Raw genomic sequence first — 23389 nt, forward strand, 5'->3', positions numbered from 1 at the left:
GCCAGACCATGTCATCGGGGTTATACCTGTTGATTCTATCTTCTCTCCGATTGTGCGCGTCAATTATAACGTATCCGATACCCGTGTCGGTAACGTAACTAACTATGACAAGCTGACATTGGAGGTTTGGACAGATGGCAGTATGCGTCCCGAAGAAGCGGTCAGCAAAGCTGCTGGTATAATGGTGTCACACCTGAAAATGTTTCAAAATATTGCCGGAGAACCTCCTGAAGAGGATGAGGCGCAGGGTTTGGTTTCTGAAGAACCGGCTGAGGGTAAAAACAGGACAATGGAAATGACCATTGAAGACCTGGACCTCTCAGTGCGTTCTTATAACTGCTTAAAACGGGCCGGAATCAATACAGTGGCTGAACTGATCCAAAGAAGCGAAGAAGATATGATGAAAGTTCGCAACTTAGGCAGGAAGTCACTGGAAGAAGTCAAGAAAAAGATTGCTGAAATGGGCCTGTCACTTGCAGAACACGAAGATTAAAGGGAGGGAAGAATGATGGCCTACAGAAAGTTGGGACGGGACACTAGTGCTCGTAAAGCATTGTTTCGTAGCATGTTGACTTCCTTCTTTGCATATGAGCGTATTGAGACAACAGAAGCTAAGGCGAAAGAAATCAGCGGACTTGCCGAGAAAATGATTACTTTGGCCAAGCGTGGCGACCTGCATGCACGTCGCCAAGTGTTATCAAACCTCTACGACGAAGAAGTTGTAAAAAAACTATTTGATGAAATTGCTCCTAAATATGCTGAGCGTCAAGGCGGCTATACCCGCGTGCTTAAGCTTGGACCGCGTCGCGGTGATGCGGCACCTATGGCAATTCTCGAATTAGTGTAACAAGTAAAAGACGAGGGCGGCCCTACGGGTCGCCTTTATTCTTACAATTATTAGAAATTATTTTAATGGTAGCTAAGCTGTCACAAATGATATAGCTGATGTAACCTATTTTTGATACTGTGTGCGGTAACCTTTGCTTGTAATCGTTGGGAATATTGAGCGCAGGTTTATTACAGATAATAATAGTCATGGTACTTTGTGCAAAGGGGTGCAAAGCCTCATATGGGAGAACTAATTAAAATTGAAAATATGCGTCATACGTATCCCGGCTTTGATGGTCAGGAGGTAGATGCGCTTACTGATATTAATCTTACTGTTAAACAGGGAGAATTTCTTGCTATCATTGGCACGAATGGTTCGGGAAAATCAACGCTGGCAAAACATTTAAACGCCTTGATTCTACCCACTAGCGGTCGGTGCCTGGTAGCAGGTATGGATACTTCTGACCCTGCTAACGTATGGGATATTCGCCAGCAAGTCGGCATGGTGTTTCAGAATCCCGATAACCAAATTGTGGCCGCGATTGTGGAAGAGGACGTTGCTTTTGGGCCAGAAAACTTGGGTGTGCCGCCTAAAGAAATCGCACGGCGGGTGACTGAGGCCCTTACACTTGTTAATATGCAAGAATACCGTCATCATGCGCCTCATCTGTTATCTGGAGGACAAAAACAGCGGGTAGCGATTGCCGGTGTGTTGGCTATGCGTCCCAAATGCCTGGTTCTTGATGAACCGACAGCGATGCTAGATCCGCGCGGTCGCAAAGAGGTACTTGAAACCGTATGCCGGCTAAACAAAGAAGGAATTACGGTTGTTTACATTACTCACTTTATGGAAGAAGCCGTTGCTGCGCATCGGGTAGTGGTCATGGAGCAGGGGAGAATTGTTACTGAAGGAACGCCGGCAGAAGTGTTTTCACAGGTAGACAGGCTAAAAACTATGGGGTTAGATGTTCCGGTAGCAGCAGAAGTGGCTGCTTACCTGCGTGAATGTGGCATAGCACTGGACAACTCGATAATCAGTGATGAACAACTGGTGGTGGCTCTATGTCCATAGTTTTTGATAATGTTACGTATACCTATATGCCGAAAACCCCTTATGAGCGAACCGCCATCAAAAATATTAATCTAACCATCCATAACGGCGAGTTTGTCGGTATTATCGGGCATACCGGTTCGGGAAAATCTACACTTGTACAGCATATGAACGGACTGCTTGCTCCTACCTCTGGCCATGTGCGGGTGGATGGCATTAACTTACATGACAAGAGTCAGGCAGCACGCGATGCCAGACGGCGGGTGGGTATGGTATTTCAATATCCCGAGCATCAATTATTTGAAGAAACTATTTATCAGGACATTGCTTTTGGGCCCAGAAACTTAGGTGTACCGGAAGACCAAATCGAAAGCCGCGTACGCCAGGCTATGGAATTTGTCGGTCTGGATTTTGAGACCTTTAAGGACCGTTCCCCATTTAATCTCAGTGGCGGTCAAATGCGCCGGGTAGCTATCGCGGGTGTTATTGCCTTGGAACCTGCTTATCTTGTGCTGGACGAACCGGCCGCTGGACTTGATCCCCGTGGGCGTGACGAGATATTTGGCCAAATTGTTAAGCTTCACCAACAACGCGATATTACTGTTATCTTAGTATCCCATAACATGGAAGATGTTGCTCGATTTGCCAATCGTGTGCTGGTGATGAATGGCGGCCAGATTACGCTTGACGGGGTGCCAGGAGATATCTTTGCTAATGGTCGGAAGGAATTAAGAGAGGCAGGGCTTGACGTGCCACCAATAACTGCACTGATTGACAAACTCCAAGCCAAAGGTTTACCGATTAGTAATACCGCTCTGACGGCCGAAACTGCAGCTCAGGAAATCTCTAAAGCCATTAGGGGGCGGACACATGCTAAATGACATCACACTGGGACAATACTTCCCAGGAAATTCACCCATTCACTTGTTAGATCCCCGTACAAAAATCCTGGGAATTCTTCTTTATATTTGCTCCATTTTTTTGGCGGAGGATTATCTGGCATACGCAATTCTTATCGTCTTTGCGGTGATGACAATCTACATCTCAGCTATTCCTTTCCGCTTAGTTCTCAAATCCATCAAACCGTTATGGATTATTATTGTGCTGACACTGGCGATTCATATTTTTAGCACACCTGGTACCGTGATCGGTAACGTAGGACCGCTAACCGTTACCCAGGAAGGGGCACGTATGGGAATTCTCATGTCGCTACGACTGGTTCTTTTAATTGCGGTATCCTCTTTGCTAACCTTTACTACCTCACCGATTGCCTTAACCGATGGTATTGAGCGCTTGCTTAACCCTTTCCGGCGTTTGGGCGTACCGGCTCATGAGCTGGCCATGATGATGACAATTGCCTTGCGCTTTATCCCGACATTACTGGAAGAGACTGATCGGATTATGAAAGCACAGATGGCTCGTGGCGCAGATTTTGCTTCAGGTAATCTTTTGAAGCGGGCTAAAAATATGGTGCCACTATTAGTACCGCTGTTTATCAGTGCTTTTCGCCGGGCTGATGATCTGGCTGTGGCTATGGAGGCCAGATGCTATCGCGGTGGTGAAAACCGCACCAGGATGAAAGAATTAAAACTAAGCACCAGGGATATGTTTGCAGCAATTCTGCTGGCAGTTTTGCCGGTAATTTTACTTGCTGTACAGCATATAAAGTAGATCTATGAGAAACATTAAACTTATCCTTGCCTATGATGGTACTGCCTATCATGGCTTTCAGCGGCAAGCCAACGCTGTCACTATCCAACAACTGGTAGAAGAACGGCTTGCAAAGCTTTTTGGTCATCCGCTAAAACTTTGTGGTTCAGCCCGCACTGACACCGGAGTGCATGCATACGGTCAGGTTGTCAACTTTTATACCCAGGGCAGCATACCGACTGAACGCATTGTAGTGGCGGCTAAAGGGTTGTTGCCTCCTGATATTGCTGTTATTGATGCCAGTGAAGAAAGCACGGAGTTTCATGCGCGCTATTCAGCCAAAGGAAAAATTTATCGCTACCGGATTTTAAACACAAATCTACCTAATCCGTTTGAGCGTAATTATGCATGGCATATTTCCAACAAGCTGGATGTCGCACTCATGCATGAAACCGCCCAAATGGTTGTCGGAACTCACGACTTTTCCGCTTTTCGGGCATCCGGGGGTGCACCGGTAAATCCTGTCCGTACCATTATTACAGCAACTTGCCGTGAGGTTGATAATTCCATTATCGAAATTGAATTTTGGGGTACAGGTTTTTTATATCATATGGTGCGTAACTTAGTAGGAACATTAGTCGATGTCGGGTTATATCGTAAAACTCCTGATGATTTTGCCAAGATATTGGCTGGACGTGACCGTCGCGCTGCAGGCATTACTGCTCCTCCGCAAGGTTTGTACTTAATAGAAGTTAAATACTAGCCTATGTTGCACGCAAAATATTACTAAGCGTGGCAAAACGGATGCGATACTAGTCCAAAATAATTTTTCTCTGCCAAGGCATAACCCTTGACATCAATCCGCTAATTTATTACAATAGCGTTATGAGATTTTTGCCATGTATTCCATTAGCCCCGGAATTCAAGGTTAACAATCAAAACTTTAATTTATGATTTCGACATAGTCCTTTAGCTTTTATGAGGAGGATAGACAATGAAAACTTATATGGCAAATCCGGCCAACATCCAGCGTAAATGGTATGTCGTGGATGCTAAGGGTCAGACCCTTGGTAGATTGGCCGTTGAAGTCGCGAAAATTCTTCGCGGTAAAAATAAACCGACTTATACTCCCCATGTTGATACCGGCGACCATGTAATCGTAATTAACGCCGACAAAGTTGTATTGACTGGTAAAAAACTTCAGCAAAAAACCTATTTCCGTCATTCCGGATATCCGGGCGGAACAACCTTTACTACTGCCGCCAAAATGCTGGAAACCAAACCTGAACGGGTAGTTGAGCTGGCTGTTAAAGGTATGCTTCCGAAGAACAGACTTGGACGTCAAATGTATCGTAAACTGAATGTATATGCAGGACCTAACCATCCGCATTCCGCCCAAAAGCCGGAAGTGCTGGAACTTAATATTAGGTAGTACCGGAAAGGAGGAACATATATATGGCATTGGTTACTTACTACGGCACAGGCCGCAGAAAAACCTCGGTTGCCAGAGTTCGTCTGGTTCCGGGAGAAGGCAAAATTATCGTAAATCAGCGTCCGCTGAATGAATATTTTGGGTTAAAAACTCTTGAACTTATCGTTACTCAACCTCTGAACATTACTGATACTCTTGGTAAATATGATGTGTTGGCTAAAGTTCACGGCGGTGGTGTATCCGGTCAAGCTGGTGCAGTTCGTCATGGTATTGCCCGCGCACTGTTAAAGGTTGATGGCGAATTCCGTCTTCCATTGAAAAAGGCTGGTCTCTTAACTCGTGACCCACGCGAAAAAGAACGTCGTAAATACGGCCTCAAAAAAGCGCGTAAAGCATCCCAGTTCTCCAAACGTTAATATTCACGAAATGCGAAACCCGCGAGATTCCACTATCTCGCGGGTTTTCTTGCGTTTAAGAATGGCTAAAAACGGGTAAAAATTTAATCGTTAGTGACAAGCTAGTGACAAATTAGTGACAAATTAAATAAGATTTATAGCATCTACCAGCTGCTGTATTGTCTTGTGAGTGTAGACTTTTTCAGTCATACCGTGACCAGCATGGCCTAGAATTTTTTTAATTACAGTTTTGTTTGCTCCGGCATTATCAAGTAGCGTAGCGCAGGTGTGCCGCCCATCGTGTGGTAAGTGATCCATATCTAATTTTTCCATAAGCGGTTTCCAGTACCTCCAATTAAGCCTATCATAAGTGAGTGGACCATCATAATCGGTTAGTAGGTATTCATTATCAGGATTATACATGGCTTCAATGAATTTATATATTTTTTCAGCAATAGGTATCGCCCGATTCTTGCTATTCTTGGTTTTTATACCACCTATCATATAACGTTCAGCAAGAAATACATCTGCTGTTTTGATTCGGATAAATTCGGTAGGCCGCATCCCTGAATAACAGTATATAAGAACTATCTGCGCTGCTTTATCTGCAGAATTTTCCCAAAGGGTAGCCAACTCTTCAGCTGTAAACGGTTTATGCTTTTGCTCACCTTCTTCCTCTGGCATTTCCAAAGTTATATATTCTGCATAGTCTTTTTTTACTATGTCATTCTGCATAGCAAAATCAAAAAGCTGTCCAAATAAGATTCGCATGTTCTTTTTGGAAGCGTATCCAATTTCCCATTCATTAAGCGCCTTTTGCATGTGGGCTGTACGGATATCTGTAAAAACCATTTCATGCAATTCGCTACAGGCTTTATAAGCTGCCGCGTAGCCATTCTTAACTTTTTTACCCTTGTCGGTATACTTCTGTTTTACCCAAAGGTCGTAAATTTCCGCAAAAGTTAATTGGCGGTTTGCTAGATCGTAAGGATCTAAGTTATATTCTGTGAGCGCTTTGAGTGCTAATTCCCTTTTTTCATAGTAGCCAAGGTATTCATAAATAGGCTGCGCATTTTCCTTCCAGCCAATTGTTTTGCGGGCTACCCAGGGTTTGCGGCGCTTACCCTTAAGTTTATATACTGAGCCATAACCATTAGGAAGCTTCATATTGTCGCCTCCTCAGACCAAAAATTAAATAAGTGCATAAAAAATAGACCTCCTTAAAATAAGTGGTTTTCAAGAGGTCAATCAGGTATAATATTATTGCAGGTGCCGATTGACCATATTTTGGTTGTTGGTACACAAGACTGCCTGGTGTTGGCGCACTGGGCGGTCTTTTTTTTTATGGTAGCACGATTTTTTGGTAAACATTATTTTAGTAGCCGATCTTTTTTAAATCTGCCAATTTCTCTGGAATTCCTAATGCCGCGGCCATGCGGTAGATACTGCATTCTGTTTCTTTTAACAAAGTATCTGGCATGAGCAGTTCTATCGCAAATGAATTTGCTTCACGTTCAATTCGATCCGTCGATTGTAAAGTATGACGCTTTAAAAAAGGCGTGTTAACATCCGGGTGAAGGATGACATGTCCAAGTTCATGAGCGCATACAAAAGTTTTTAATCTTGCAGATATGTTATTGTTTAGATGGATGAATTTGCTACGTTTATATTTGTTAAAAAAGCCAAGAGTACTTTTCATATCTGAATATATGATGACCACGCCCAAATAATCAGCAAGGGTAAAAGGATTGTTAGTATTGTGTGTTCGGATAAGCTTATCAACAGTTTTTTTGATATCCACGGAAATTTCACTCCTTGCGATATTTTTTCGGAGTGAATTTTTTCTTTGCAAGTTGTTTAGCCAGCCTCATGGAATATTCCAAACTTGCTCTTAATAGTTCCCGATCTTCTTCGTCTTCAGGGTCGTTATAGGCAGCCATACCGGATTTGTCGTCGAGAGCGTTTAGCATGGCTTCAAGGTCTTTGGCGATTTCACGTTCGTCTTTGGGGGTGAGGGGCGGGAGGGGATTATTTAGTTGATTTTGAAAGTTCTTTATTATTTTACTTTTGTCATGCATTTGGTAGATTTGGTCTAAGCCATCATCTTCAATAATATTACTTTTTTGTAATCCAAAGTGGTCAGCTATTTTTTGAATGGTGCCCATGCGAGGTTCTTTTATCCCTTTTTCCCAAGTTGAAACAGCCTTATCTGTTACTCCAGCAATTAATGCTAAATCTTTTTGAGATAGATCATGGATTTCTCTAAGTTTTTTTATATTATCACCAATAGCCATAATATCCACCTTTTTACTTAAAGTATTGATTTATTACAATAGTATACTAAAAGTAGAAAAAAATCAACATGCTATCTTAAAAAATCTACTTTTAGGTGTTGACATTCTACTTTTAGTAGATTATTATAAAAGTACAAACTTAAAGAAAGGAGCAAAAGATTATGGTCTTTACAATAAAGCAAGCACGACTTATTCATGGATTAAGACAGTCAGATGTGGCAAGAAAGCTGGGAATTCACGTTCAAACATATAGAAAAATAGAGCAAAATCCTAATTTAGCTACTATTGAGCAGGCAAAGAAAATTGCAGAAATAGTTAATATTTCTTACGACCAAATTTTTTTCTCCAATAACTCTACCTAAAGTAGATATATAGACACACAGAAAACAGGGTGATGATGTGGATAAGTAAAAAGAAGTCGCCACTACTGCTAATAGTGACGGCGAAAAGAAAATTACTCAAATATTGTGTCATTGACGCGAAACTCTTTGCAGAGCAAATTGTAAATTATTCTAGCTCGGGGCATAAACTGTTTAGATGGAACGACAATGTAAAAATCATTTTTAATCTTATTTAGTACATCTGGGTGCTTATCAGCTATAAAACGTAGCATATCTATCTTTTTAATGTTTTTCTTTATTGGAAGAGAGTAGCTAGTTATAGTTTCAACTAAGTATTTTTTGTTTATTTGCTCAGCAAAAGAGTCTAAGTGAAATCCTTCAGTAATTAAGGAGTGCTTTAAAAGGTTGGTAATATTTTGATTGCCTTTTGATATTACGTAACATTTACCACGATACAAGCACCAATATAAAAGATGGTACAGTAATTCACGTTCTGTATTAGTAAGTTCTTGGGTGACTAATTTAATTGCATCATCTTTAGATAGTGCAGGTGCTTTGATAGTTAAAGAAATTAATCCAAGTTCATGTGCGAGTCGAAACATATGCTTACAAGGCTGTTTATGTATTAAGAAATCTCTACAAGTACAATTTTCTAGAGTAACACAATAGTCATTTATTTGGCCAGATTGCTTTTCTTTATCAACTGACAAGACTTTGCACATAGAAGCTCTTTCAATTTTACCATTGTCTTCAGTATTTAACCAAAACACTAACATCGACCTCCTTTAAAGCGAACTTCGACAATCTCCATTAATTTCCTGTAAATCAGCAAAGTGAGGTGAAAACCATGGCACAAAACATCACCATCAAGCAAGCCGCTGAAATTATGGGCAAAAGCCAGCAGTTTGTGAGGATTGGGATACAACGAGGACTATTACCATTCGGAACAGCAGTTAAAGTACATACCAGATGGAATTACTACATCTCGCCTAAATTGTTCTACGAGTATGTAGGTGTTACGAAAGATGGTAATTCGCAATGCAATGTATCATAAATGATGTAACAGGGAAAGGCGGTGAGCAAGTTGGATTGCGTTCTTATCGCGCTGGCATTGGCTGTTCTGGTCTGCGCCGGGGCGATATCCAGAAAATCGCGGGAGTTTTGGCAACTGGCTAATGTCCGCACCAAAGAAAAACGCCGCGTGTAAGCGGCGCGAATAAAAATGATGGGAGGAAATCACATGGCCAACTTTCAGATCATCGCCACTGGTTCTGACTACCGCCTTGAGCCGATTACCAACATGGCCTGCAGTCTGGTAGTTCACTGCCGCTCTCATGGTTCAGATTTAGTCTATCCAACGTTGGCCAGTGCAGAGGAGGCAGTTAAGCGGATGGACTTCGCGATTCAGTTACGCGGCGGCAAGCCTTGGGCAGTATTCAATGAAAGGAGGTGAACAAGCACATGCATGAAACTTTGATCGGTTTACTCTGTGACGGCGATTTACATTGTAGATCACTCGTACGACAACATTTCAGTATTGAGGACTTAGAGCGTTTAGCAGCCGAAAAAGAAAAAGCCGCCCAATAGAGAGCGGACAAAACAAAAAATTCTCAGCTTCATATTACATCAAAAAGAAGGTAGGTGTCAAATGAAAAGACGTACCCGGCACATCCGTTGTAAGGATTGCGGCCGGCGATTGACTTCTGGTAGGAAGTTCTTCCCTAAAGGCATGGGCTTTATTTGCCTTAAGTGTAAACGGTTAGAAGTTATTTTGTCCCGTGTTAAGCGCATACCTTCCCATTATAGAGTATGCGTATTCCCTAAAAATTATGCATGGTGAAAAAAAAATGTCCTGTGATAAATGCTCACACCGTCATTTTTGCATCCCAGACGAATGCCCAAAACTCGGCTTAAATAAAAGGAGGATTTTATCATGAATATTAGTTTGAATATTGAAGCCGGATCACCTGAAGAGATTTTAGCTGCTATTAAGGAGCTTGCCGCTGCCGGCGTAGTACATACCTCAGCTAAACAGGGAGATGCGGAACCTAAGAAAAACACCTCGCCCCGTAGTAACAAACCAACTACTCCAAAAAACCCTGAACTCGAGCAAACAACCGATACAACCCAGAATAATGATGCTGACACCACTCCACCCGCAGAAGAAACTGCAGAAATCCCTAGCGTTACTGAAATTAAGGAAGCTGCAGTCGAGAAAGGCAAGACTCCTGAAGGTAAAGCTGCCATCAAAAAGCTGTTATCTGAGTTTGAAAGTTCGTCGATATCCGCTATTCCTGAAGACAAACGTGCTGCATTCCTTGCTGCCTTGAGGGATCTATAATGGCGCATGCGTTACTTAGTGCATCAGGGGCAGCTAGGTGGATTAATTGTCCACCTAGCGCCCGGCTAACAGAGAAGATGCCAGACAAAGGCAGTAGCTATGCCGACGAAGGAACAACGGCGCATAAGCTTGCGGAAATTAAACTTCGACGTAACCTAACAGTCTGCAACTCCAGTAAGCGGGATGAACTGGATAAAGAACTGGAGCAAGTAAAGCAGAACCAGTACTATAATTCCGAAATGGAAAATATCGTCCAGGAATATGTTGAACAGGTTGCAGAGCGTTTTATGGAAGCAAAATCCCGGTCAGCAGATGCCCAAATATTGCTTGAAGAACATATAGACCTCAGCGAATGGGTACCGGAGTCATTCGGTACTTGCGACGTAGTGATTATATCAGAGGGTGTATTAGAGGTTATTGACCTTAAATATGGCCAAGGTGTACCCGTTAGCGCTGAGGGAAATCCTCAGATACGACTGTATGCCCTGGGAGCTTGGAACGAGTACAACTACCTATACGACATTAACGAAGTACGCATGACCATCATGCAGCCGCGCAGGGATAACGTGAGTACTGAAGTACTGTCAATCAGTGAGCTACTGAATTGGGCGGATGGCGTGGTCAAGCCTGCTGCTGAACTTGCTTTTGCTGGTAAAGGTGACTTTACACCAGGAGATCATTGCAAATGGTGCAGGGCTAAGGCTCAGTGTCGAGCCAGGGCTGACCAAAATATGGAGGCATTATCGTACGAGTTTAAAGACCCCGCTTTACTTAACATTGATGAAATCGGTGCAATTTTGTTTATTGCCGATCAGCTACAAACCTGGGCAAAGGATGTCAAGGATTTTGCTTATGACCAGGCGTTGGCCGGAGTAACTATACCGCAATGGAAACTCGTTGAAGGGAAAAGTGACCGGGTTATTAAGGATATTGAAGCAGCTAAGAATGCATTACTCGCTGCAGAGTTTTCCCTAGATCAAATACTGAAGCCACAGGAATTGCTTGGTATTAGTGCTTTAGAAAAGAAATTTGGTAAGAAAACAATTGCCTCAGTACTCAAAGACCTGATTATTAAACCACCAGGTAAACCGGCGCTAGTTCCGGAAACGGATCGTAGACCAAAATTAAACAGCGTTGAAAGTGACTTCGCTGATATTGAATTGGAGGATTTACTATGACACAAGACAATCAAACCACAAAAGTGATTACCGGAAAAGTACGTTTATCATTTGTTTCTTTGTTCACCCCGTCATCTATTGACGGTAGTGATGAAAAATACTCTGCAGTACTGATGATTCCTAAGAACGATAAAGACACACTCAAAAAGATAAAAGCCGCAGTAGACGCCGCCAAGGAAAACGGCAAGAGCAAGAAATGGGGAGGAAAAATACCACCTTCGCTGGATCTTCCTTTGCATGATGGTGATACAGAAAAAGACCTCGATAAGTACCCGGAATTTGCTGGTCACTACTATATCAACGCCAAAAGTAATACAAAGCCTGAAATTGTAAAACCAATTGGCAAAGGTGCAGACGGTAAAATGAAATTCCAGGAGATTACTGATTCGACCGAAGTTTACTCTGGATGCTATGCAAGGGCAAGTATTAACTTCTACCCATTTGATAAAAAAGGCAATAAAGGCATTGCCGCTGGCCTTAATAGTATCGTAAAAGTCCAAGATGGGGAGTTCCTGGGCGGGCGCTCTAGTGTGCAAGATGACTTCGCCAATGTGGATTTTGATGATGATTTTGGCGACGATGATGATTTTATGAACTAAGGGGACTCTACAGAGTCCCCCTAATTCTAGGAGTATTGCTTATGATTTTGCAAATTGATATTGAAACCTATTCCAGTGTTGATTTGACTACCTGCGGCGTATACCGATATGTAGAAGCGCCTGATTTTGAGATTCTTCTATTTGCTTACGCCTACGATGATGAACCGGTTCAGATAATTGACTTAATGGCCTTTGAAGATGTACCGGAAAAAGTTATGCAAGACCTGGTTAATCCAGCTGTCACGAAGACCGCCTATAACGCTAACTTTGAAAGAACTTGTATTGCCAAGTATTTTAATATCACCTGTGATCCACGGCAGTGGAAGTGTACATCTGTGCATGCCCTGACTCTTGGATTACCTGGTAACTTGGCTGGAGTGGCTGAAGTATTGAAACTATCAGCACAAAAGGACATCAGGGGTAAAAATTTGATTAAATACTTCTCTGTACCCTGCAAGCCAACGAAGTCAAACGGACAAAGAACACGGAATTACCCACATCATGACCCGGAAAAGTGGGCTGAGTTCATCGAATACTGCCGTCAGGACGTAGTAGTAGAGAGAGAGATTCGCCGCAAAATATCACGTTTTCCAGTTCCTGACCATGAATGGGAACTTTGGGCGCTGGATCAGCGCATTAATGATTTTGGCGTCCGGCTGGATCGGGTGCTGGCAAAGCAGGCAATCCTGTGCGATGACCAATATGGAGAGCGTTTGATTAAAGAATCGCAGGAATTAACCGGTCTGGACAATCCCAATAGTTTAACCCAGCTTAAAGAGTGGTTAGCGGAGCAGGGAATAGAAACACCTGACGGTCTGTCCAAAGATCAAATGCCAGCACTGCTAGATGCCGCGCCGAATGAACAGATAAAGCGGGTGTTGGAATTGCGCCAGGAAATGTCAAAAACCAGCGTCGATAAATACAAAGCCATGGAGCGTAGTGTTTGTGCCGACGATCGTATCCGGGGAGTATTTCAATTTTGCGGTGCGAACCGTACTTGGCGCTGGGCCGGGCGTATCTTTCAGCCACAGAATCTACCGCAAAACAAGATTGAGGATATTGGTAGAGCGCGGGAAATTCTCCATTCCGGTGACTTTGAACTCTTAGAAATAATATACGGTTCGCCGCCATTTATCCTGTCGCAGCTTATCCGTACTGCGTTAATACCTTCGCCGGGCTGTCGTTTCATCGTATCCGACTTTAGCGCGATTGAAGCGCGCGTAATCGCCTGGTTAGCAGATGAGCAGTGGGTATTGGACGTATTTAAAGGACATGGCAAAATCTATGAGGCCACTGCCGCTCAAATGTTTCATGTACCAATAGAAACCATAGTCAAAGGACATGAAAACTATGCGCTGAGGGCTAAAGGCAAAGTAGCAGTTTTAGCCTGCGGTTATCAAGGGGGCCCAGCTGCACTCATCGCCATGGGCGCTCTGAAAAGCGGTATACCGGAAGATGAGTTGCCGGGGATTATCAAGCAATGGCGAAAGGCCAATCCCAATATTGTAAAGTTGTGGTACGCTGCCGAGAATGCGGCTGTTGAGGCAGTGAGGGGGAAAACCACTGTTAAATTGGCACATGGTGTACAGTATCGCTACGAGGCTGGGATACTTTTCGCGGATTTGCCGAGTGGTCGCAGCCTGGCGTATGTAAATGCAAGAGTAAAACCTGATCCGAATTTTGGGAAAGACGGTATTGTGTTCGATGGTATGGATCAGGTAAAGAAAAAGTGGATGCCTCAGCGAACTTATGGCGGCAGATTAGTGGAAAATCTGGTACAAGCTATTGCCCGTGATTGTTTAGCAGTTAGTCTGATGCGGCTTGACGCTGAAGGCTATAAAATTGCAATGCACGTGCATGACGAGGTTGTCCTGGATGTTCCTATAGGCACTGGTTCAATTAAACATGTAACCTCAGTAATGGGACAGCCCATTGATTGGGCGCCTGGGTTGCCATTATCGGCTGCCGCATTTGAATGTAAATTCTATCAGAAGGACTGATAACGATGCAAGGTGAAAAAGTAATAAATTTTATGAGACAGAATATCGGTGCTTTAAAAGAAATTGAAGAAATTATTGCGCACGATGAAAAACAGCAAACAAGCGCCCTCAATATCGATGAGATGGCGCAATTAAAAAACTATATTAGTACAATGAAAAGTGCATGTGAAGCAACTATTAAGCTTGCATCCCATTATAAAAATGAGAAAAATCCTGAACAAAAAGAGACTGTTTCTAAATCTTCTTCGAAACCGTCTTCAAGCATCTCCGAGGGTAAAAGCAAATCAAGTAAAAAATCACAAGCAAATCCTGGAGTAGAGGAAATCGATGACAGCGAATTTGAAGATCTTTTAAAGTAGGAGGAACCAATCATGTTGGTAGCTTCCATAAACATTCCTAAAATGTTTACAGCCTATGCACATGATATGAATTATTTAGATAACGGCTTACATCAGTACCAGTATTTTTGTGAGGAATGCGACCAGGCTTTTGCAGCAGCTTGGGGTAAAATTCCTAATTCTATGAGCTGGTACGAACGGGGCAAGTACTTCCATTGCCCGTATTGTGGCACTGTGCACGGGCCACATGTGGCCTATATTAGACTTGGAGAAAAAGCTCCATATAAGACTCGGTTGACTTTAAAAACGTACAAAAATCTGGCCCTATTCGAACTGTATTGTGACACGGTCAAGTTTGACAATGTCTTTTGTGTTCATGGTGGAAAGTACAAAGAAATTTTTCGTTTTGACATTGCAAAGCAGATTGCAACTTTCTCCAGGTTCGAAAACGGTAAAGATGAAACAGAATGTATAGAAATTGGTAATCCTTTTGAACTGGACTTGTTTTCAAAAAGCATTTTTAGATTTTTTCAGCCTAATAGCTTAGCGAACATTAATCAAAAAAGGGAACTAACCCGTATTCTGAGGGATTTGCGAGAATCGATCCACGGTATGTTAGAGAAACAGTTGCGCTATAAAGTAAAATCTATGTACGTAAGTTCTGGCCAACGTCATGGGTTGTTTTTGTTACCAATATTTAATATAGCATACAGACTCGCAATGCCAGATGCTCCGAATCTACCTGGCGAATATCGCCAACCGCTAGGATATATTAAAGAATTATGGTCTACCCATATGATTGTTAACGCTGAATGGGTTACTGACGTTCTAAGCCTGACGAGAAAGAAACTGGACACAACAACAGCCTTAATCACTGTTAAAAATCTTCCGAATAAAGCAGCTGTACGTCGAGCAGTATCGCAAAACATTTTCGAAATTGAAGAAGTGAGTATGGCATTTGATCTATGCTGTAATTATGATCATGCGATAAACCTACATGCGGCAATAAGAGAGAAGACACCGGCAAATCGTTATGATCGTAAAGAACTGTTTGAATTCCTCAAAAGCATGCTGCCTATCTACGGTGAAGCAGGGTTGATTCAGATCGTTGAGTTAGCAGAGGTAATCAATCTTAGAGATTGTATCCGGCTGCATCAGCAGCTTAATGAGCAGAACCGTAAAGCCATCCTTGAGGAAAACGTCCGGATACGAGATTTACACGATTGGATGGCAAAAAGACACCTGCGCCAAAAACATAAAAACCTCAAATTCAACGTTCCCGATCATATTGTTAAACGTTTATCGATGCAGACAAATCGGTTAAAGTTTTTCTTGCCGAAAGAGTCAATTGAATTGCTCGAAGCTGGCGAGGAACTTCATAATTGCGTGGCTTCGTATGGCCATGCAATGAAAGATAACTCGAAGTGGATTGTTCTAGTTTCCGATGATAATGGCCGACTGGCAGCTTGTTTGGAAATACAAGGACGGAATTTGGTACAAGCAAAGATTGATAGAAACAAGCCGGTTGCCAATGACACCAAGTTAAACGCAGAAGTCGTAGCCTGGGCAAAAGAAACTGGACTCGAAATTAAAACTACGGACATTGCTGTAAGCAGTCAGGATGAAGCCGTTGCCGTTTGTTAACAAGAGAGGTGATGCGAGTATGAAGTACATCACAGGGAGAGTATTTGCGTCAACAATACAGGAAGCCGCACAGCATATATTTGACCGGTTGGAGAAAGAAGGTCTAACCGGAGAACCGAGGATATGGCCGGCCAATGTACAGCCTAATCCGAATCTTTGCTGGTGGGAATATGGGGTACTGTGCTATGGAACTTGATATCAGCTTTGGTAAACACCGTGCCGATACAAACTGGAAGCCGGAATATCTCACTTGGGAAGAATTTGTTGGTCGCTTGCGTAAAGTGCGCCGGACATCGGAAACAGTAGCACAGTATGATCTAATGGATAACATCGCACGACATAAAATCAAGGACGGGCCTGCCTTCGTCGGCGGGCTTGTCCGGGGTGGCCGACGCAAAAAGGAAAACATCGACACTCGTAGTCTTATTACCTTGGACGCTGACCATGCAGATAAGAATTTTATATTTACTGTAGAGCTTGTTTTAGGTGGTAACGCCTACGCCATATATTCCACGCACAGCCATAGGCCAAATAAGCCAAAATACCGCCTAGTTTTACCAGCAGACAAGCCCATGAGCCCTGACGAATACGCTGCTGTTAGCCGGAAACTGGCCGAGCAGATTGGCATGGAGTACTTTGACAAGACCACTTTCGACGTACACCGGCTGATGTATTTGCCCAGCTGCTCAATAGATGCTGAGCCTGTACTAGAAATCGGCGAAGGAGAACCAGTTAACGTTAAAAAGATACTGGCCGAATACGACAACTGGCGGGATCCCTTGCAGTGGCCGCGTCATGAGGGAGATACAGTTAAACAGCGATCAGCCAAACGAATGGAAGACCCAAGATCAAAGCAGGGTATTGTAGGCGCATTCTGTCGCTGCTATACAATCAGTGAGGCTATCGAGGAATTTTTGCCGGAAGTGTACGAGCCAGTTGCCGGAAGTAATAACAGGTATACCTATGTAGGTGCATCCAGTTATGGTGGACTTGTAGTCTATGATGAGGACACTTTCGCCTACTCTCACCACGAAAGCGACCCATGCAGTGGTAGAGAGGTTAACGCCTTTGATTTAGTCCGCATTCACAAATTCGGCAAGATGGATGACCGGGCAAGTGAAAAAACCAACGTATCTAAGTTGCCCAGCTATATAGCTATGATGTCCTTTGCTGCCAATGATAAAAAGGTAAAGCGGGAGCGGTTGGCAGAGTTATCGGAAGAGTTTGCCTCTGATGACGAGGAGGATGACGCGTGGCAGGATAAATTAGAGGTTGACGTTAAGACTGGTCAGCCACTACCGACGGCGGCCAATATTGAGCTTATTTTATCCAATGGCGTATGGAAGGGCGTATTGGCATACGACGCTTTCGGCAATTCTGAAGTAATTCAAAAAGCCCTACCTTGGCGCGAAAGGGAAAGACCGCATAAAAGTTATGAGCCTTGGCTTGGGGCAGATGATAAAAGGCTGCAGCATTGGTTTTCAAAAAAGTATAATTTTAATTCGGCAAAAGCCATTCAGAACGCTTTTACGGAAGTGGTTCATAGGAACACATTTCACCCGATTAAGGCCTATTTAGAAAGCTTCACATGGGACGGCGAAGAACGGGCAGAACGGATTTTTATTACCTATCTGGGAGCTAATGATACCCATTATGTACGTCAGGTGACCCGTAAGATGCTATTGGCTGCCGTTAAACGGCTTTATATGCCAGGATGCAAGTTTGATGAAATGCTGGTACTGATTGGCCCGCAGGGGGCTGGAAAAAGTAGCTTGTTAGCCAAGCTAGGACGTGAGTGGTTTTCGGATAGTCTTCGGACATTTGAAAACAAAGAAGCAGGAGAGCATTTACAGTCTGGATGGATATTTGAAATTGGTGAGCTATCGGCCATGAAGCGGTCTGAAGTGGAGGAGGTAAAAGCCTTTTTATCCAAAACAGAGGACCGCTATAGAGTGGCGTATGACCGCCAGGTGTCTGAGTTTCCTCGGAAGTGCGTATTCTTTGGCACCACGAATACAAGGGACTTTTTGCGAGATGCCACCGGCAACCGGCGTTTTTGGCCTGTTGAAGTTCACCCGGAAAAAGCTGAATTAAGCCATTGGGAACATTTAACTGATGATATAGTAGGTCAAATATGGGCGGAGGTTATGACCTGGTTTAAGGCGGGGGAATCCTTGACGCTGGACAGCGAATCGCGCGAAGAAGCAACAAGGCAACAAGCTATGCATATGGAACTAGATCCCAGAGAGGGGCTTATTCAGGAATGGTTGGAGTCACCAATTGAGGATGAGTGGGACAGTAATCCAGGTGAAAAAAGATATCGTACTCGTGTGTGTGCTGCCCAAATCTGGACAGAATGTCTGGGCAATAAGAAAGGTTCTATGCGTCCCTGGGAAGGAAGGGAGATTTGCGATATTTTACGTCGCATTCCTGGATGGAAAGAACGCGCGGGAAGAATGCGTTTGCCTATCTACGGAAAACAAACCGTTTTTGAAAAAGTAGGACAGTAGCCTATGGACAGTAATATTTTTATCTGTCCTATCTGTCCTGGGCAATGGTCTAATGGGACAGATTAAGGACAGACAAAAATTAAGTACTGACCTTGTGTAAACCCAATAACTATAAGGCTTTAAAAGTAATGGGACAGATGGGACAGTATTTTTCTATATTAAAGATAAAAGTAAATTAGCATAAGGGACATGGAAATACAGGTATATAAAATTCCTATGCTAACCGCACATATACGCTCAATACGCGCGCGCGTAAGTTGTCTGTCCTTTTGAGAGGAGTTGTATAAAATACGTGAATCATTTTTAGAGCGAAAGCTAGTTGAGGCTGTAAAACAAATTGGCGGTAAAGCACCTAAATGGGTATCACCGGGTAGCAGAGGCGTACCAGACCGGATCGTGATTCTTCCAGGTGGTAAAACGGTATTCGTCGAGATGAAAGCGCCAGGGCAACCATTAGAACCATTGCAAAAGAAATGGGCTGAAGACCTTCGGAAATTGGGGCATAAGGTTTATAAAATTGACTCGCTGGCGGACATTGAGAAGTTTATAGTTGAGTGCAAGGGAGGTGATGCCTAATGAAATACATCCCACACCAGTATCAGAAATATGCCACACAGCGCATACTGGACACGCCTTATATAGCCCTACTTTTGGAAATGGGTTTAGGAAAAACAGTATCGACTCTGACAGCTATTGATTTATTGCTGTATGACTACTTCGAAATCTGCAAAGTGCTAGTAATTGCACCATTACGTGTAGCCGACGATACCTGGGCAAGGGAAGTTGATAAGTGGGATCACCTTAGGCACCTGCGGATCAGTAAAGTACTAGGTAGTGCTGACCAGCGCCGACGGGCTTTAAGGGCAAACGCGGATATCTACGTTACGAACAGGGAGAATGTTGAGTGGCTGGTTAGCGAGTTAGGCACCAAATGGGATTTTGATACCGTGGTGATAGACGAGCTATCAAGCTTTAAGAATCACCAGTCTAAGCGATTCCGAGCCCTTAGGAGAGTACGACCAATGATAAAAAGGGTAATTGGGTTAACTGGTACACCAGCCCCAAACGGTTTAATTGACCTATGGCCGCAGATTTACTTATTAGACCAGGGACAAAGATTAGGCAAAACCATAACAGCCTACCGGGATCGGTACTTTGTACCTGGTGAGCGTAGTGGCCATGTGATTTACAACTGGAAGCAGAAAAAAGAATCAGAACAGCGGATTTATGAGGCGATAGCAGATATTGCGGTATCCATGTCAGCAAAAGATTGGTTAGAGCTTCCTGAACGGGTAGATCGTACTATACCAATCAAGCTAGACAGCAAAGCAAGGGACTTGTACAAGCAGTTAGAGCGTGACCTGCTATTACCCTACCAGGACGCGGATGTGGTAGCATCTACGGCGGCGGTATTAAGCAATAAGCTACTACAGATGGCTTCAGGGGCAGTCTACGACGAAGAACGGGGGGTAAAGCTAATCCATAATGCCAAGCTGGACGCCTTAGAGGATATTATAGAGGCGGCTAACGGGAAACCGGTTATGGTGTTCTACAACTTCAAGCATAGTCTTAGCCGATTACAGGAGCGGTTTCCACAAGCCCGGATACTTCGTAAGGGCCGAGAAGGTAATCAGGATATAGCTGATTGGAATAGCGATAAAATTCCTCTGTTATTATTACATCCTAAGTCAGCTGGTCATGGCCTTAACCTTCAGGAGTCCAGCTGTCAGACGGTTGTATGGTTTGACCAGATATGGAGTCTGGAAGAAGACCAGCAAGCCAATGCCAGGGTGCACCGCCAAGGCCAGACAAGGCGAATCGTTGTATTGCGATTAGTGGCCGAAGGGACAATGGATGAAGACGCTGTAAAAGCGTTAGAACGTAAAGCATCCGGGCAAGAGGCTTTGATGGAATCACTTAAAGCGCGGATAGATAAAGTCAAGAAAGGAGTAGCATAGTTATGACTGATGGGACAGCCAAAGCACAGACACATTACCAGCAGGCGGAAGTTCAGCCAATTGAAATTATGCAGATGTATTTAACACCCGAAGAGTTTCGGGGGTTTTTAAAAGGGAACGTGATTAAATATAGTCTTCGCGCCAATTTTAAGGGCAGTCCACAGACTGATATAGATAAAGCCCAGCAGTATGCAAAGTGGTTAGGGCAGGCGCTACGGGGCGAGAAGATTGATCCGAGAGGAGAATAAACATGCCCAAACAAGTACTTTGTAATATTTGCCTCACAAAAGGAAATATCACACCAATGCAAATCATGGACGGTTACTTCAAGTGCCCGGAATGTGATAATGAAGCATGGCCGGATAGGGATGGGCGTTTTGTAGAGTATTGGCAAAATCAGCAATACCAAGAGCAAAAATATCGTTCATGCAGTCTTCCTGACGGTGTTAATGTTCAAGGCGGCAGTGATCCATCGGGAAAGAGTCCTAAAGGAGAAAATAAAAAAAAAACTACGCAAATGCTATATAATCAATTATTTAAGCAAACTTGACAGTAATTTGACAAAATGATATATTATAGATAATTGTATAGTCTGCCCTGACGCAGAAGCGAAATAATAAGCCGTTCTTAACTGGACGGCTTTTCTTTATGCCCATTTTTAGGAGGAGATACCATGCCGACGGTTGAGTGCGTAAGAACCGATTGCAAGCATCACGGAATTGAAATCTGCATTGCCAGGCGTATTAGGTTAGACGGCAACCAGTGTTTGGATTACAGTCCTAAGATCGGCAGGCAGATGATGGACACTTTCAATCCGCGATGTAGGAAGGAAAACGGTAAATATAGATCCAGCCGGGTTACCGGGGTATTGCGATGAATCCCGTATGCGATAAATGTTCACGCCTAACGATCTGCAAGCAAGAAAAAACGCCTTGCAGTGCGCTTGAGGCATTAAATAAAATCGGCCAGGAACAGGATCGTGAGGCCAAAGCAGAGCTTATCCGGGAATATGCTAAGCAACTCGGAAGTATTGAGTATGAAGTATCAGAAGAACTTCGGCAGTTCGGCGAAAAGGTTATCGCTGGTATGCCGGAGTTGTCTTATATTCCGGGCTATGATATTCGCATTGGTTATGTATTGAGTTACGAATCCAAAAAGAAAGACGGCAAAATCGCAGCTGCTGATTGCAGGAAGGTTACAGGCCCATACAAGGCTTATTTACCGTTTGACTTTATTGTGACCTTCTATGAGCCGAATATGAGTTACATGACGGAGAATCAGCGTAAGGTACTCATGTTGCATGAGCTGAAGCATATCGGTATCGGCCCTAAAGGGATTAGGATAGAACCGCACGACGTGGAAGACTTCATGTGCATACTGAGCAAATACGGATTGCGCTGGAATGCATTTGGCAATGATGTACCAGACATATTGGCAGGTGGTGATAGTGGAGAAGCAAAAGCGGAAAAAGACAAGCAAAAAGGTGGCAGAAAGCGGCAGAAAATGGCGACCTAGTCCAGCTTTGGCACAGATGGCTGAAATGCTTGCTAATCCTGAAGACAAGAGGACAAAAACTGAGAAGATAAAAGCGGCAGGACTGTCAGAACGTACTTTCTACCGCTGGATGAAGGATGAGCGATATATTTCATACGTGAATAGCCTGATAGATAAATACACTAGCGCGGAGTTGCCTAATGTCTGGAGGGCACTTTTACGGCAATGTAACATGGGTAATATAGCTGCTATTAAATTGCTATTTGATATGAAACGCATGAACCCGGAACTCAATGATAAACGCGAACTCGAGCGTGAACGCTTAGAAATCGAACGCAAAAAGCTCGCGATCCTTGAAGCTAAAGCCGGTGGTGGCGGTGAAGATATCCCGGATGACGGATTCTTGGAAGCTTTGCAGGCCAAGGTCCCGGATATCTGGGGTGGTGATAAGCCATGTCCATAATGGAGCGTGTCCGGGTAAAAGCCAAAGCTGCTATTCAGTTTGTTGCATTCAGTATTAAGCAGCTCATGATACTAACATGGTGGATGACAGGCAGCCCATATAAGAACTATAGCGGAATTATAGCAGATGGAGCGATTCGCGCCGGTAAAACGGTGCCTATGGCTCTTTCTTTTGTATTCTGGGCTATGCAGGAGTTTGACGGGCAAAACTTCGGCATGTGTGGTAAGTCTATCGGTAGTTTTCACCGCAATGTGTGGAGTTGGTTGAAACCTGCCTTGAAAGCCCGAGGATACGCTGTCATGGAAGTACGAACAGGCCCGGAAAAGCACATTGTAATCAGGCGTAAAGACCGTGTGAACTATTTCTACATCTTTGGCGGCAAGGATGAGCGCAGCCAGGATCTGATACAAGGTATAACGCTTGCCGGTATCTATTTCGACGAAGTAGCCCTGATGCCCGAGTCATTCGTCAACCAGGGAACTGGGCGCTGTTCAGTTACTGGTGCGAAGTTCTGGTTTAACTGCAACCCTGATGGACCTATGCACTGGTTTAAAGTCAACTGGCTGGATAAGGCCGCAGAGAAAAAACTGCTGCACTTGCATTTCATCATGGACGATAACCCGAGTCTGGATGAAGAAACCAAAGCCAGGTACAAGTCGATGTATTCTGGCGTGTTCTTTCAACGGTTTATTCTTGGCTTATGGGTTATGGCCCAGGGCGCAATTTATAAAGACTCTTGGTCAGATGACCTACTGTTTGATGATGAAGACATGGAACCGGGCCTTAGAAACAATACGGCTTACAGGCGCTATATCTTTATCGACTATGGCACCGTTAATCCTTGCGTATTCCTGGACGTGATCGACGACGGGA

General features: G+C 43.7%; 33 protein-coding genes. 29 read left to right on the forward strand and 4 right to left on the reverse strand.

All coding sequences use genetic code 11. The annotated features are described in order from the left end of the window. From AC29Z1_RS01910 to rpsI, 8 genes are all read left to right on the forward strand, one after another. Positions 1-493: DNA-directed RNA polymerase subunit alpha (locus AC29Z1_RS01910; protein ID WP_488269765.1), on the forward strand; the 493-nt coding region annotated here is incomplete at its 5' end. Between the two features lie 15 nt (positions 494-508). Then, entirely contained in the window at positions 509-847 is a 339-nt protein-coding gene (rplQ, locus tag AC29Z1_RS01915; RefSeq protein WP_488269796.1) for a 50S ribosomal protein L17, read from the forward strand. A 222-nt stretch (positions 848-1069) separates the two neighbouring features. Continuing rightward, a complete protein-coding gene (locus tag AC29Z1_RS01920; protein ID WP_488269766.1) occupies positions 1070-1900 on the forward strand; it encodes an energy-coupling factor transporter ATPase in 831 nt (276 codons plus the stop codon). Then, positions 1891-2760, forward strand: coding sequence for an energy-coupling factor transporter ATPase (locus AC29Z1_RS01925; protein ID WP_488269767.1), 870 nt, complete (start codon positions 1891-1893; stop codon positions 2758-2760). Before AC29Z1_RS01920 ends, AC29Z1_RS01925 begins: the two co-directional genes overlap by 10 nt. Beyond that, on the forward strand, positions 2750-3550 hold the full coding sequence (locus AC29Z1_RS01930; RefSeq protein WP_488269768.1) for an energy-coupling factor transporter transmembrane component T family protein: 801 nt from the start codon (positions 2750-2752) through the stop codon (positions 3548-3550). Before AC29Z1_RS01925 ends, AC29Z1_RS01930 begins: the two co-directional genes overlap by 11 nt. Positions 3551-3554: 4 nt before the next feature. Beyond that, positions 3555-4292, forward strand: coding sequence for a tRNA pseudouridine(38-40) synthase TruA (truA, locus tag AC29Z1_RS01935; protein ID WP_488269769.1), 738 nt, complete (start codon positions 3555-3557; stop codon positions 4290-4292). A gap of 231 nt (positions 4293-4523) precedes the next feature. Beyond that, positions 4524-4961: a 50S ribosomal protein L13 gene (gene rplM, locus AC29Z1_RS01940; RefSeq protein ID WP_488269770.1), complete on the forward strand. Its 438-nt coding sequence runs from the start codon at positions 4524-4526 to the stop codon at positions 4959-4961. Between the two features lie 23 nt (positions 4962-4984). Then, on the forward strand, positions 4985-5377 hold the full coding sequence (gene rpsI / locus AC29Z1_RS01945; RefSeq protein WP_488269771.1) for a 30S ribosomal protein S9: 393 nt from the start codon (positions 4985-4987) through the stop codon (positions 5375-5377). Positions 5378-5500: 123 nt separating this feature from the next. On the opposite strand, the gene AC29Z1_RS01950 is transcribed toward rpsI, so the two are convergent. From AC29Z1_RS01950 to AC29Z1_RS01960, 3 genes are all read right to left on the reverse strand, one after another. Further along, on the reverse strand, positions 5501-6523 hold the full coding sequence (locus tag AC29Z1_RS01950; protein WP_488269772.1) for a tyrosine-type recombinase/integrase: 1023 nt from the start codon (positions 6521-6523) through the stop codon (positions 5501-5503). Positions 6524-6731: 208 nt separating this feature from the next. Then, complete coding sequence (locus AC29Z1_RS01955; protein ID WP_488269773.1) at positions 6732-7157, reverse strand: ImmA/IrrE family metallo-endopeptidase; 426 nt, start codon at positions 7155-7157, stop codon at positions 6732-6734. A gap of 7 nt (positions 7158-7164) precedes the next feature. After that, a complete protein-coding gene (locus AC29Z1_RS01960) occupies positions 7165-7650 on the reverse strand; it encodes a helix-turn-helix transcriptional regulator (RefSeq protein ID WP_488269774.1) in 486 nt (161 codons plus the stop codon). A gap of 161 nt (positions 7651-7811) precedes the next feature. Here AC29Z1_RS01960 and AC29Z1_RS01965 point away from each other — a divergent pair, with 161 nt between their 5' ends. Next, entirely contained in the window at positions 7812-8012 is a 201-nt protein-coding gene (locus AC29Z1_RS01965) for a helix-turn-helix transcriptional regulator (RefSeq protein ID WP_488269775.1), read from the forward strand. Positions 8013-8104: 92 nt separating this feature from the next. Here AC29Z1_RS01965 and AC29Z1_RS01970 read toward each other — a convergent pair whose 3' ends face one another. Then, positions 8105-8761, reverse strand: a complete 657-nt coding sequence (locus tag AC29Z1_RS01970) for an SWIM zinc finger family protein (RefSeq protein WP_488269776.1) — start codon at positions 8759-8761, stop codon at positions 8105-8107. Between the two features lie 77 nt (positions 8762-8838). Between AC29Z1_RS01970 and AC29Z1_RS01975 the strand changes: the two genes are divergently transcribed. The 20 genes from AC29Z1_RS01975 to AC29Z1_RS02070 form a co-directional block, all read left to right on the forward strand. Continuing rightward, positions 8839-9045 carry a hypothetical protein gene (locus AC29Z1_RS01975; RefSeq protein WP_488269777.1) on the forward strand — a complete coding sequence of 69 codons (207 nt, stop codon included), beginning with the start codon at positions 8839-8841 and terminating at the stop codon, positions 9043-9045. Positions 9046-9075: 30 nt separating this feature from the next. Further along, a complete protein-coding gene (locus AC29Z1_RS01980) occupies positions 9076-9198 on the forward strand; it encodes a hypothetical protein (RefSeq protein ID WP_488269778.1) in 123 nt (40 codons plus the stop codon). 33 nt (positions 9199-9231) lie between these two features. Next, positions 9232-9444 (forward strand): hypothetical protein, encoded by a 213-nt coding sequence (locus AC29Z1_RS01985; RefSeq protein ID WP_488269779.1) that lies wholly within the window; start codon positions 9232-9234, stop codon positions 9442-9444. An 8-nt stretch (positions 9445-9452) separates the two neighbouring features. Next, complete coding sequence (locus AC29Z1_RS01990; RefSeq protein WP_488269780.1) at positions 9453-9578, forward strand: hypothetical protein; 126 nt, start codon at positions 9453-9455, stop codon at positions 9576-9578. 346 nt (positions 9579-9924) lie between these two features. Next, the gene (locus AC29Z1_RS01995; protein WP_488269781.1) at positions 9925-10332 is read left to right on the forward strand and encodes a hypothetical protein; all 408 of its coding nucleotides are present in this window, start codon (positions 9925-9927) and stop codon (positions 10330-10332) included. Beyond that, positions 10332-11510: a DUF2800 domain-containing protein gene (locus AC29Z1_RS02000; protein WP_488269782.1), complete on the forward strand. Its 1179-nt coding sequence runs from the start codon at positions 10332-10334 to the stop codon at positions 11508-11510. The genes AC29Z1_RS01995 and AC29Z1_RS02000 overlap by 1 nt, the downstream gene beginning before the upstream one ends. Further along, complete coding sequence (locus AC29Z1_RS02005; RefSeq protein ID WP_488269783.1) at positions 11507-12109, forward strand: DUF2815 family protein; 603 nt, start codon at positions 11507-11509, stop codon at positions 12107-12109. The genes AC29Z1_RS02000 and AC29Z1_RS02005 overlap by 4 nt, the downstream gene beginning before the upstream one ends. 41 nt (positions 12110-12150) lie before the next feature. Further along, complete coding sequence (locus AC29Z1_RS02010; RefSeq protein WP_488269784.1) at positions 12151-14109, forward strand: DNA polymerase; 1959 nt, start codon at positions 12151-12153, stop codon at positions 14107-14109. Positions 14110-14114: 5 nt separating this feature from the next. Next, positions 14115-14468, forward strand: coding sequence for a hypothetical protein (locus AC29Z1_RS02015; RefSeq protein ID WP_488269785.1), 354 nt, complete (start codon positions 14115-14117; stop codon positions 14466-14468). A gap of 12 nt (positions 14469-14480) precedes the next feature. Continuing rightward, positions 14481-16091: a PcfJ domain-containing protein gene (locus tag AC29Z1_RS02020; protein WP_488269786.1), complete on the forward strand. Its 1611-nt coding sequence runs from the start codon at positions 14481-14483 to the stop codon at positions 16089-16091. 19 nt (positions 16092-16110) lie between these two features. Next, positions 16111-16287: a hypothetical protein gene (locus AC29Z1_RS02025; RefSeq protein ID WP_488269787.1), complete on the forward strand. Its 177-nt coding sequence runs from the start codon at positions 16111-16113 to the stop codon at positions 16285-16287. Further along, complete coding sequence (locus AC29Z1_RS02030) at positions 16277-18601, forward strand: virulence-associated E family protein (protein WP_488269788.1); 2325 nt, start codon at positions 16277-16279, stop codon at positions 18599-18601. The genes AC29Z1_RS02025 and AC29Z1_RS02030 overlap by 11 nt, the downstream gene beginning before the upstream one ends. Positions 18602-18880: 279 nt before the next feature. Continuing rightward, positions 18881-19177 carry a VRR-NUC domain-containing protein gene (locus tag AC29Z1_RS02035; RefSeq protein ID WP_488269789.1) on the forward strand — a complete coding sequence of 99 codons (297 nt, stop codon included), beginning with the start codon at positions 18881-18883 and terminating at the stop codon, positions 19175-19177. Then, a complete protein-coding gene (locus AC29Z1_RS02040) occupies positions 19177-20559 on the forward strand; it encodes an SNF2-related protein (RefSeq protein WP_488269790.1) in 1383 nt (460 codons plus the stop codon). The genes AC29Z1_RS02035 and AC29Z1_RS02040 overlap by 1 nt, the downstream gene beginning before the upstream one ends. 2 nt (positions 20560-20561) lie before the next feature. Continuing rightward, positions 20562-20807, forward strand: a complete 246-nt coding sequence (locus tag AC29Z1_RS02045; RefSeq protein WP_488269791.1) for a DUF3310 domain-containing protein — start codon at positions 20562-20564, stop codon at positions 20805-20807. Positions 20808-20809: 2 nt separating this feature from the next. Next, a complete protein-coding gene (locus AC29Z1_RS02050) occupies positions 20810-21109 on the forward strand; it encodes a hypothetical protein (RefSeq protein ID WP_488269792.1) in 300 nt (99 codons plus the stop codon). Positions 21110-21232: 123 nt separating this feature from the next. After that, on the forward strand, positions 21233-21436 hold the full coding sequence (locus tag AC29Z1_RS02055; RefSeq protein ID WP_488269793.1) for a hypothetical protein: 204 nt from the start codon (positions 21233-21235) through the stop codon (positions 21434-21436). After that, positions 21433-22074 (forward strand): putative metallopeptidase, encoded by a 642-nt coding sequence (locus AC29Z1_RS02060; protein ID WP_488269794.1) that lies wholly within the window; start codon positions 21433-21435, stop codon positions 22072-22074. The genes AC29Z1_RS02055 and AC29Z1_RS02060 overlap by 4 nt, the downstream gene beginning before the upstream one ends. Before the next feature lie 16 nt (positions 22075-22090). Next, complete coding sequence (locus tag AC29Z1_RS02065) at positions 22091-22516, forward strand: phBC6A51 family helix-turn-helix protein (protein ID WP_488269797.1); 426 nt, start codon at positions 22091-22093, stop codon at positions 22514-22516. Beyond that, the coding region (locus AC29Z1_RS02070) for a PBSX family phage terminase large subunit (protein ID WP_488269795.1) at positions 22507-23389 on the forward strand (883 nt) is incomplete at its 3' end. The genes AC29Z1_RS02065 and AC29Z1_RS02070, both read left to right, overlap by 10 nt.

Source organism: Sporomusa sp., from assembly GCF_057736855.1.

Excerpts from the sequence above, each read along its gene's own strand:
- rplQ (WP_488269796.1), top strand. The coding sequence starts at position 509 with ATGGCCTACAGAAAGTTGGGACGGGACACTAGTGCTCGTAAAGCATTG.
- AC29Z1_RS01920 (WP_488269766.1), top strand. The coding sequence starts at position 1,070 with ATGGGAGAACTAATTAAAATTGAAAATATGCGTCATACGTATCCCGGC.
- AC29Z1_RS01925 (WP_488269767.1), top strand. The coding sequence starts at position 1,891 with ATGTCCATAGTTTTTGATAATGTTACGTATACCTATATGCCGAAAACC.
- AC29Z1_RS01930 (WP_488269768.1), top strand. The coding sequence starts at position 2,750 with ATGCTAAATGACATCACACTGGGACAATACTTCCCAGGAAATTCACCC.
- truA (WP_488269769.1), top strand. The coding sequence starts at position 3,555 with ATGAGAAACATTAAACTTATCCTTGCCTATGATGGTACTGCCTATCAT.
- rplM (WP_488269770.1), top strand. The coding sequence starts at position 4,524 with ATGAAAACTTATATGGCAAATCCGGCCAACATCCAGCGTAAATGGTAT.
- rpsI (WP_488269771.1), top strand. The coding sequence starts at position 4,985 with ATGGCATTGGTTACTTACTACGGCACAGGCCGCAGAAAAACCTCGGTT.
- AC29Z1_RS01950 (WP_488269772.1), bottom strand. The coding sequence starts at position 6,523 with ATGAAGCTTCCTAATGGTTATGGCTCAGTATATAAACTTAAGGGTAAG.
- AC29Z1_RS01960 (WP_488269774.1), bottom strand. The coding sequence starts at position 7,650 with ATGGCTATTGGTGATAATATAAAAAAACTTAGAGAAATCCATGATCTA.
- AC29Z1_RS01965 (WP_488269775.1), top strand. The coding sequence starts at position 7,812 with ATGGTCTTTACAATAAAGCAAGCACGACTTATTCATGGATTAAGACAG.
- AC29Z1_RS01975 (WP_488269777.1), top strand. The coding sequence starts at position 8,839 with ATGGCACAAAACATCACCATCAAGCAAGCCGCTGAAATTATGGGCAAA.
- AC29Z1_RS01985 (WP_488269779.1), top strand. The coding sequence starts at position 9,232 with ATGGCCAACTTTCAGATCATCGCCACTGGTTCTGACTACCGCCTTGAG.
- AC29Z1_RS01990 (WP_488269780.1), top strand. The coding sequence starts at position 9,453 with ATGCATGAAACTTTGATCGGTTTACTCTGTGACGGCGATTTACATTGT.
- AC29Z1_RS01995 (WP_488269781.1), top strand. The coding sequence starts at position 9,925 with ATGAATATTAGTTTGAATATTGAAGCCGGATCACCTGAAGAGATTTTA.
- AC29Z1_RS02000 (WP_488269782.1), top strand. The coding sequence starts at position 10,332 with ATGGCGCATGCGTTACTTAGTGCATCAGGGGCAGCTAGGTGGATTAAT.
- AC29Z1_RS02005 (WP_488269783.1), top strand. The coding sequence starts at position 11,507 with ATGACACAAGACAATCAAACCACAAAAGTGATTACCGGAAAAGTACGT.
- AC29Z1_RS02010 (WP_488269784.1), top strand. The coding sequence starts at position 12,151 with ATGATTTTGCAAATTGATATTGAAACCTATTCCAGTGTTGATTTGACT.
- AC29Z1_RS02015 (WP_488269785.1), top strand. The coding sequence starts at position 14,115 with ATGCAAGGTGAAAAAGTAATAAATTTTATGAGACAGAATATCGGTGCT.
- AC29Z1_RS02020 (WP_488269786.1), top strand. The coding sequence starts at position 14,481 with ATGTTGGTAGCTTCCATAAACATTCCTAAAATGTTTACAGCCTATGCA.
- AC29Z1_RS02025 (WP_488269787.1), top strand. The coding sequence starts at position 16,111 with ATGAAGTACATCACAGGGAGAGTATTTGCGTCAACAATACAGGAAGCC.
- AC29Z1_RS02030 (WP_488269788.1), top strand. The coding sequence starts at position 16,277 with ATGGAACTTGATATCAGCTTTGGTAAACACCGTGCCGATACAAACTGG.
- AC29Z1_RS02040 (WP_488269790.1), top strand. The coding sequence starts at position 19,177 with ATGAAATACATCCCACACCAGTATCAGAAATATGCCACACAGCGCATA.
- AC29Z1_RS02045 (WP_488269791.1), top strand. The coding sequence starts at position 20,562 with ATGACTGATGGGACAGCCAAAGCACAGACACATTACCAGCAGGCGGAA.
- AC29Z1_RS02050 (WP_488269792.1), top strand. The coding sequence starts at position 20,810 with ATGCCCAAACAAGTACTTTGTAATATTTGCCTCACAAAAGGAAATATC.
- AC29Z1_RS02055 (WP_488269793.1), top strand. The coding sequence starts at position 21,233 with ATGCCGACGGTTGAGTGCGTAAGAACCGATTGCAAGCATCACGGAATT.
- AC29Z1_RS02060 (WP_488269794.1), top strand. The coding sequence starts at position 21,433 with ATGAATCCCGTATGCGATAAATGTTCACGCCTAACGATCTGCAAGCAA.
- AC29Z1_RS02065 (WP_488269797.1), top strand. The coding sequence starts at position 22,091 with ATGGCTGAAATGCTTGCTAATCCTGAAGACAAGAGGACAAAAACTGAG.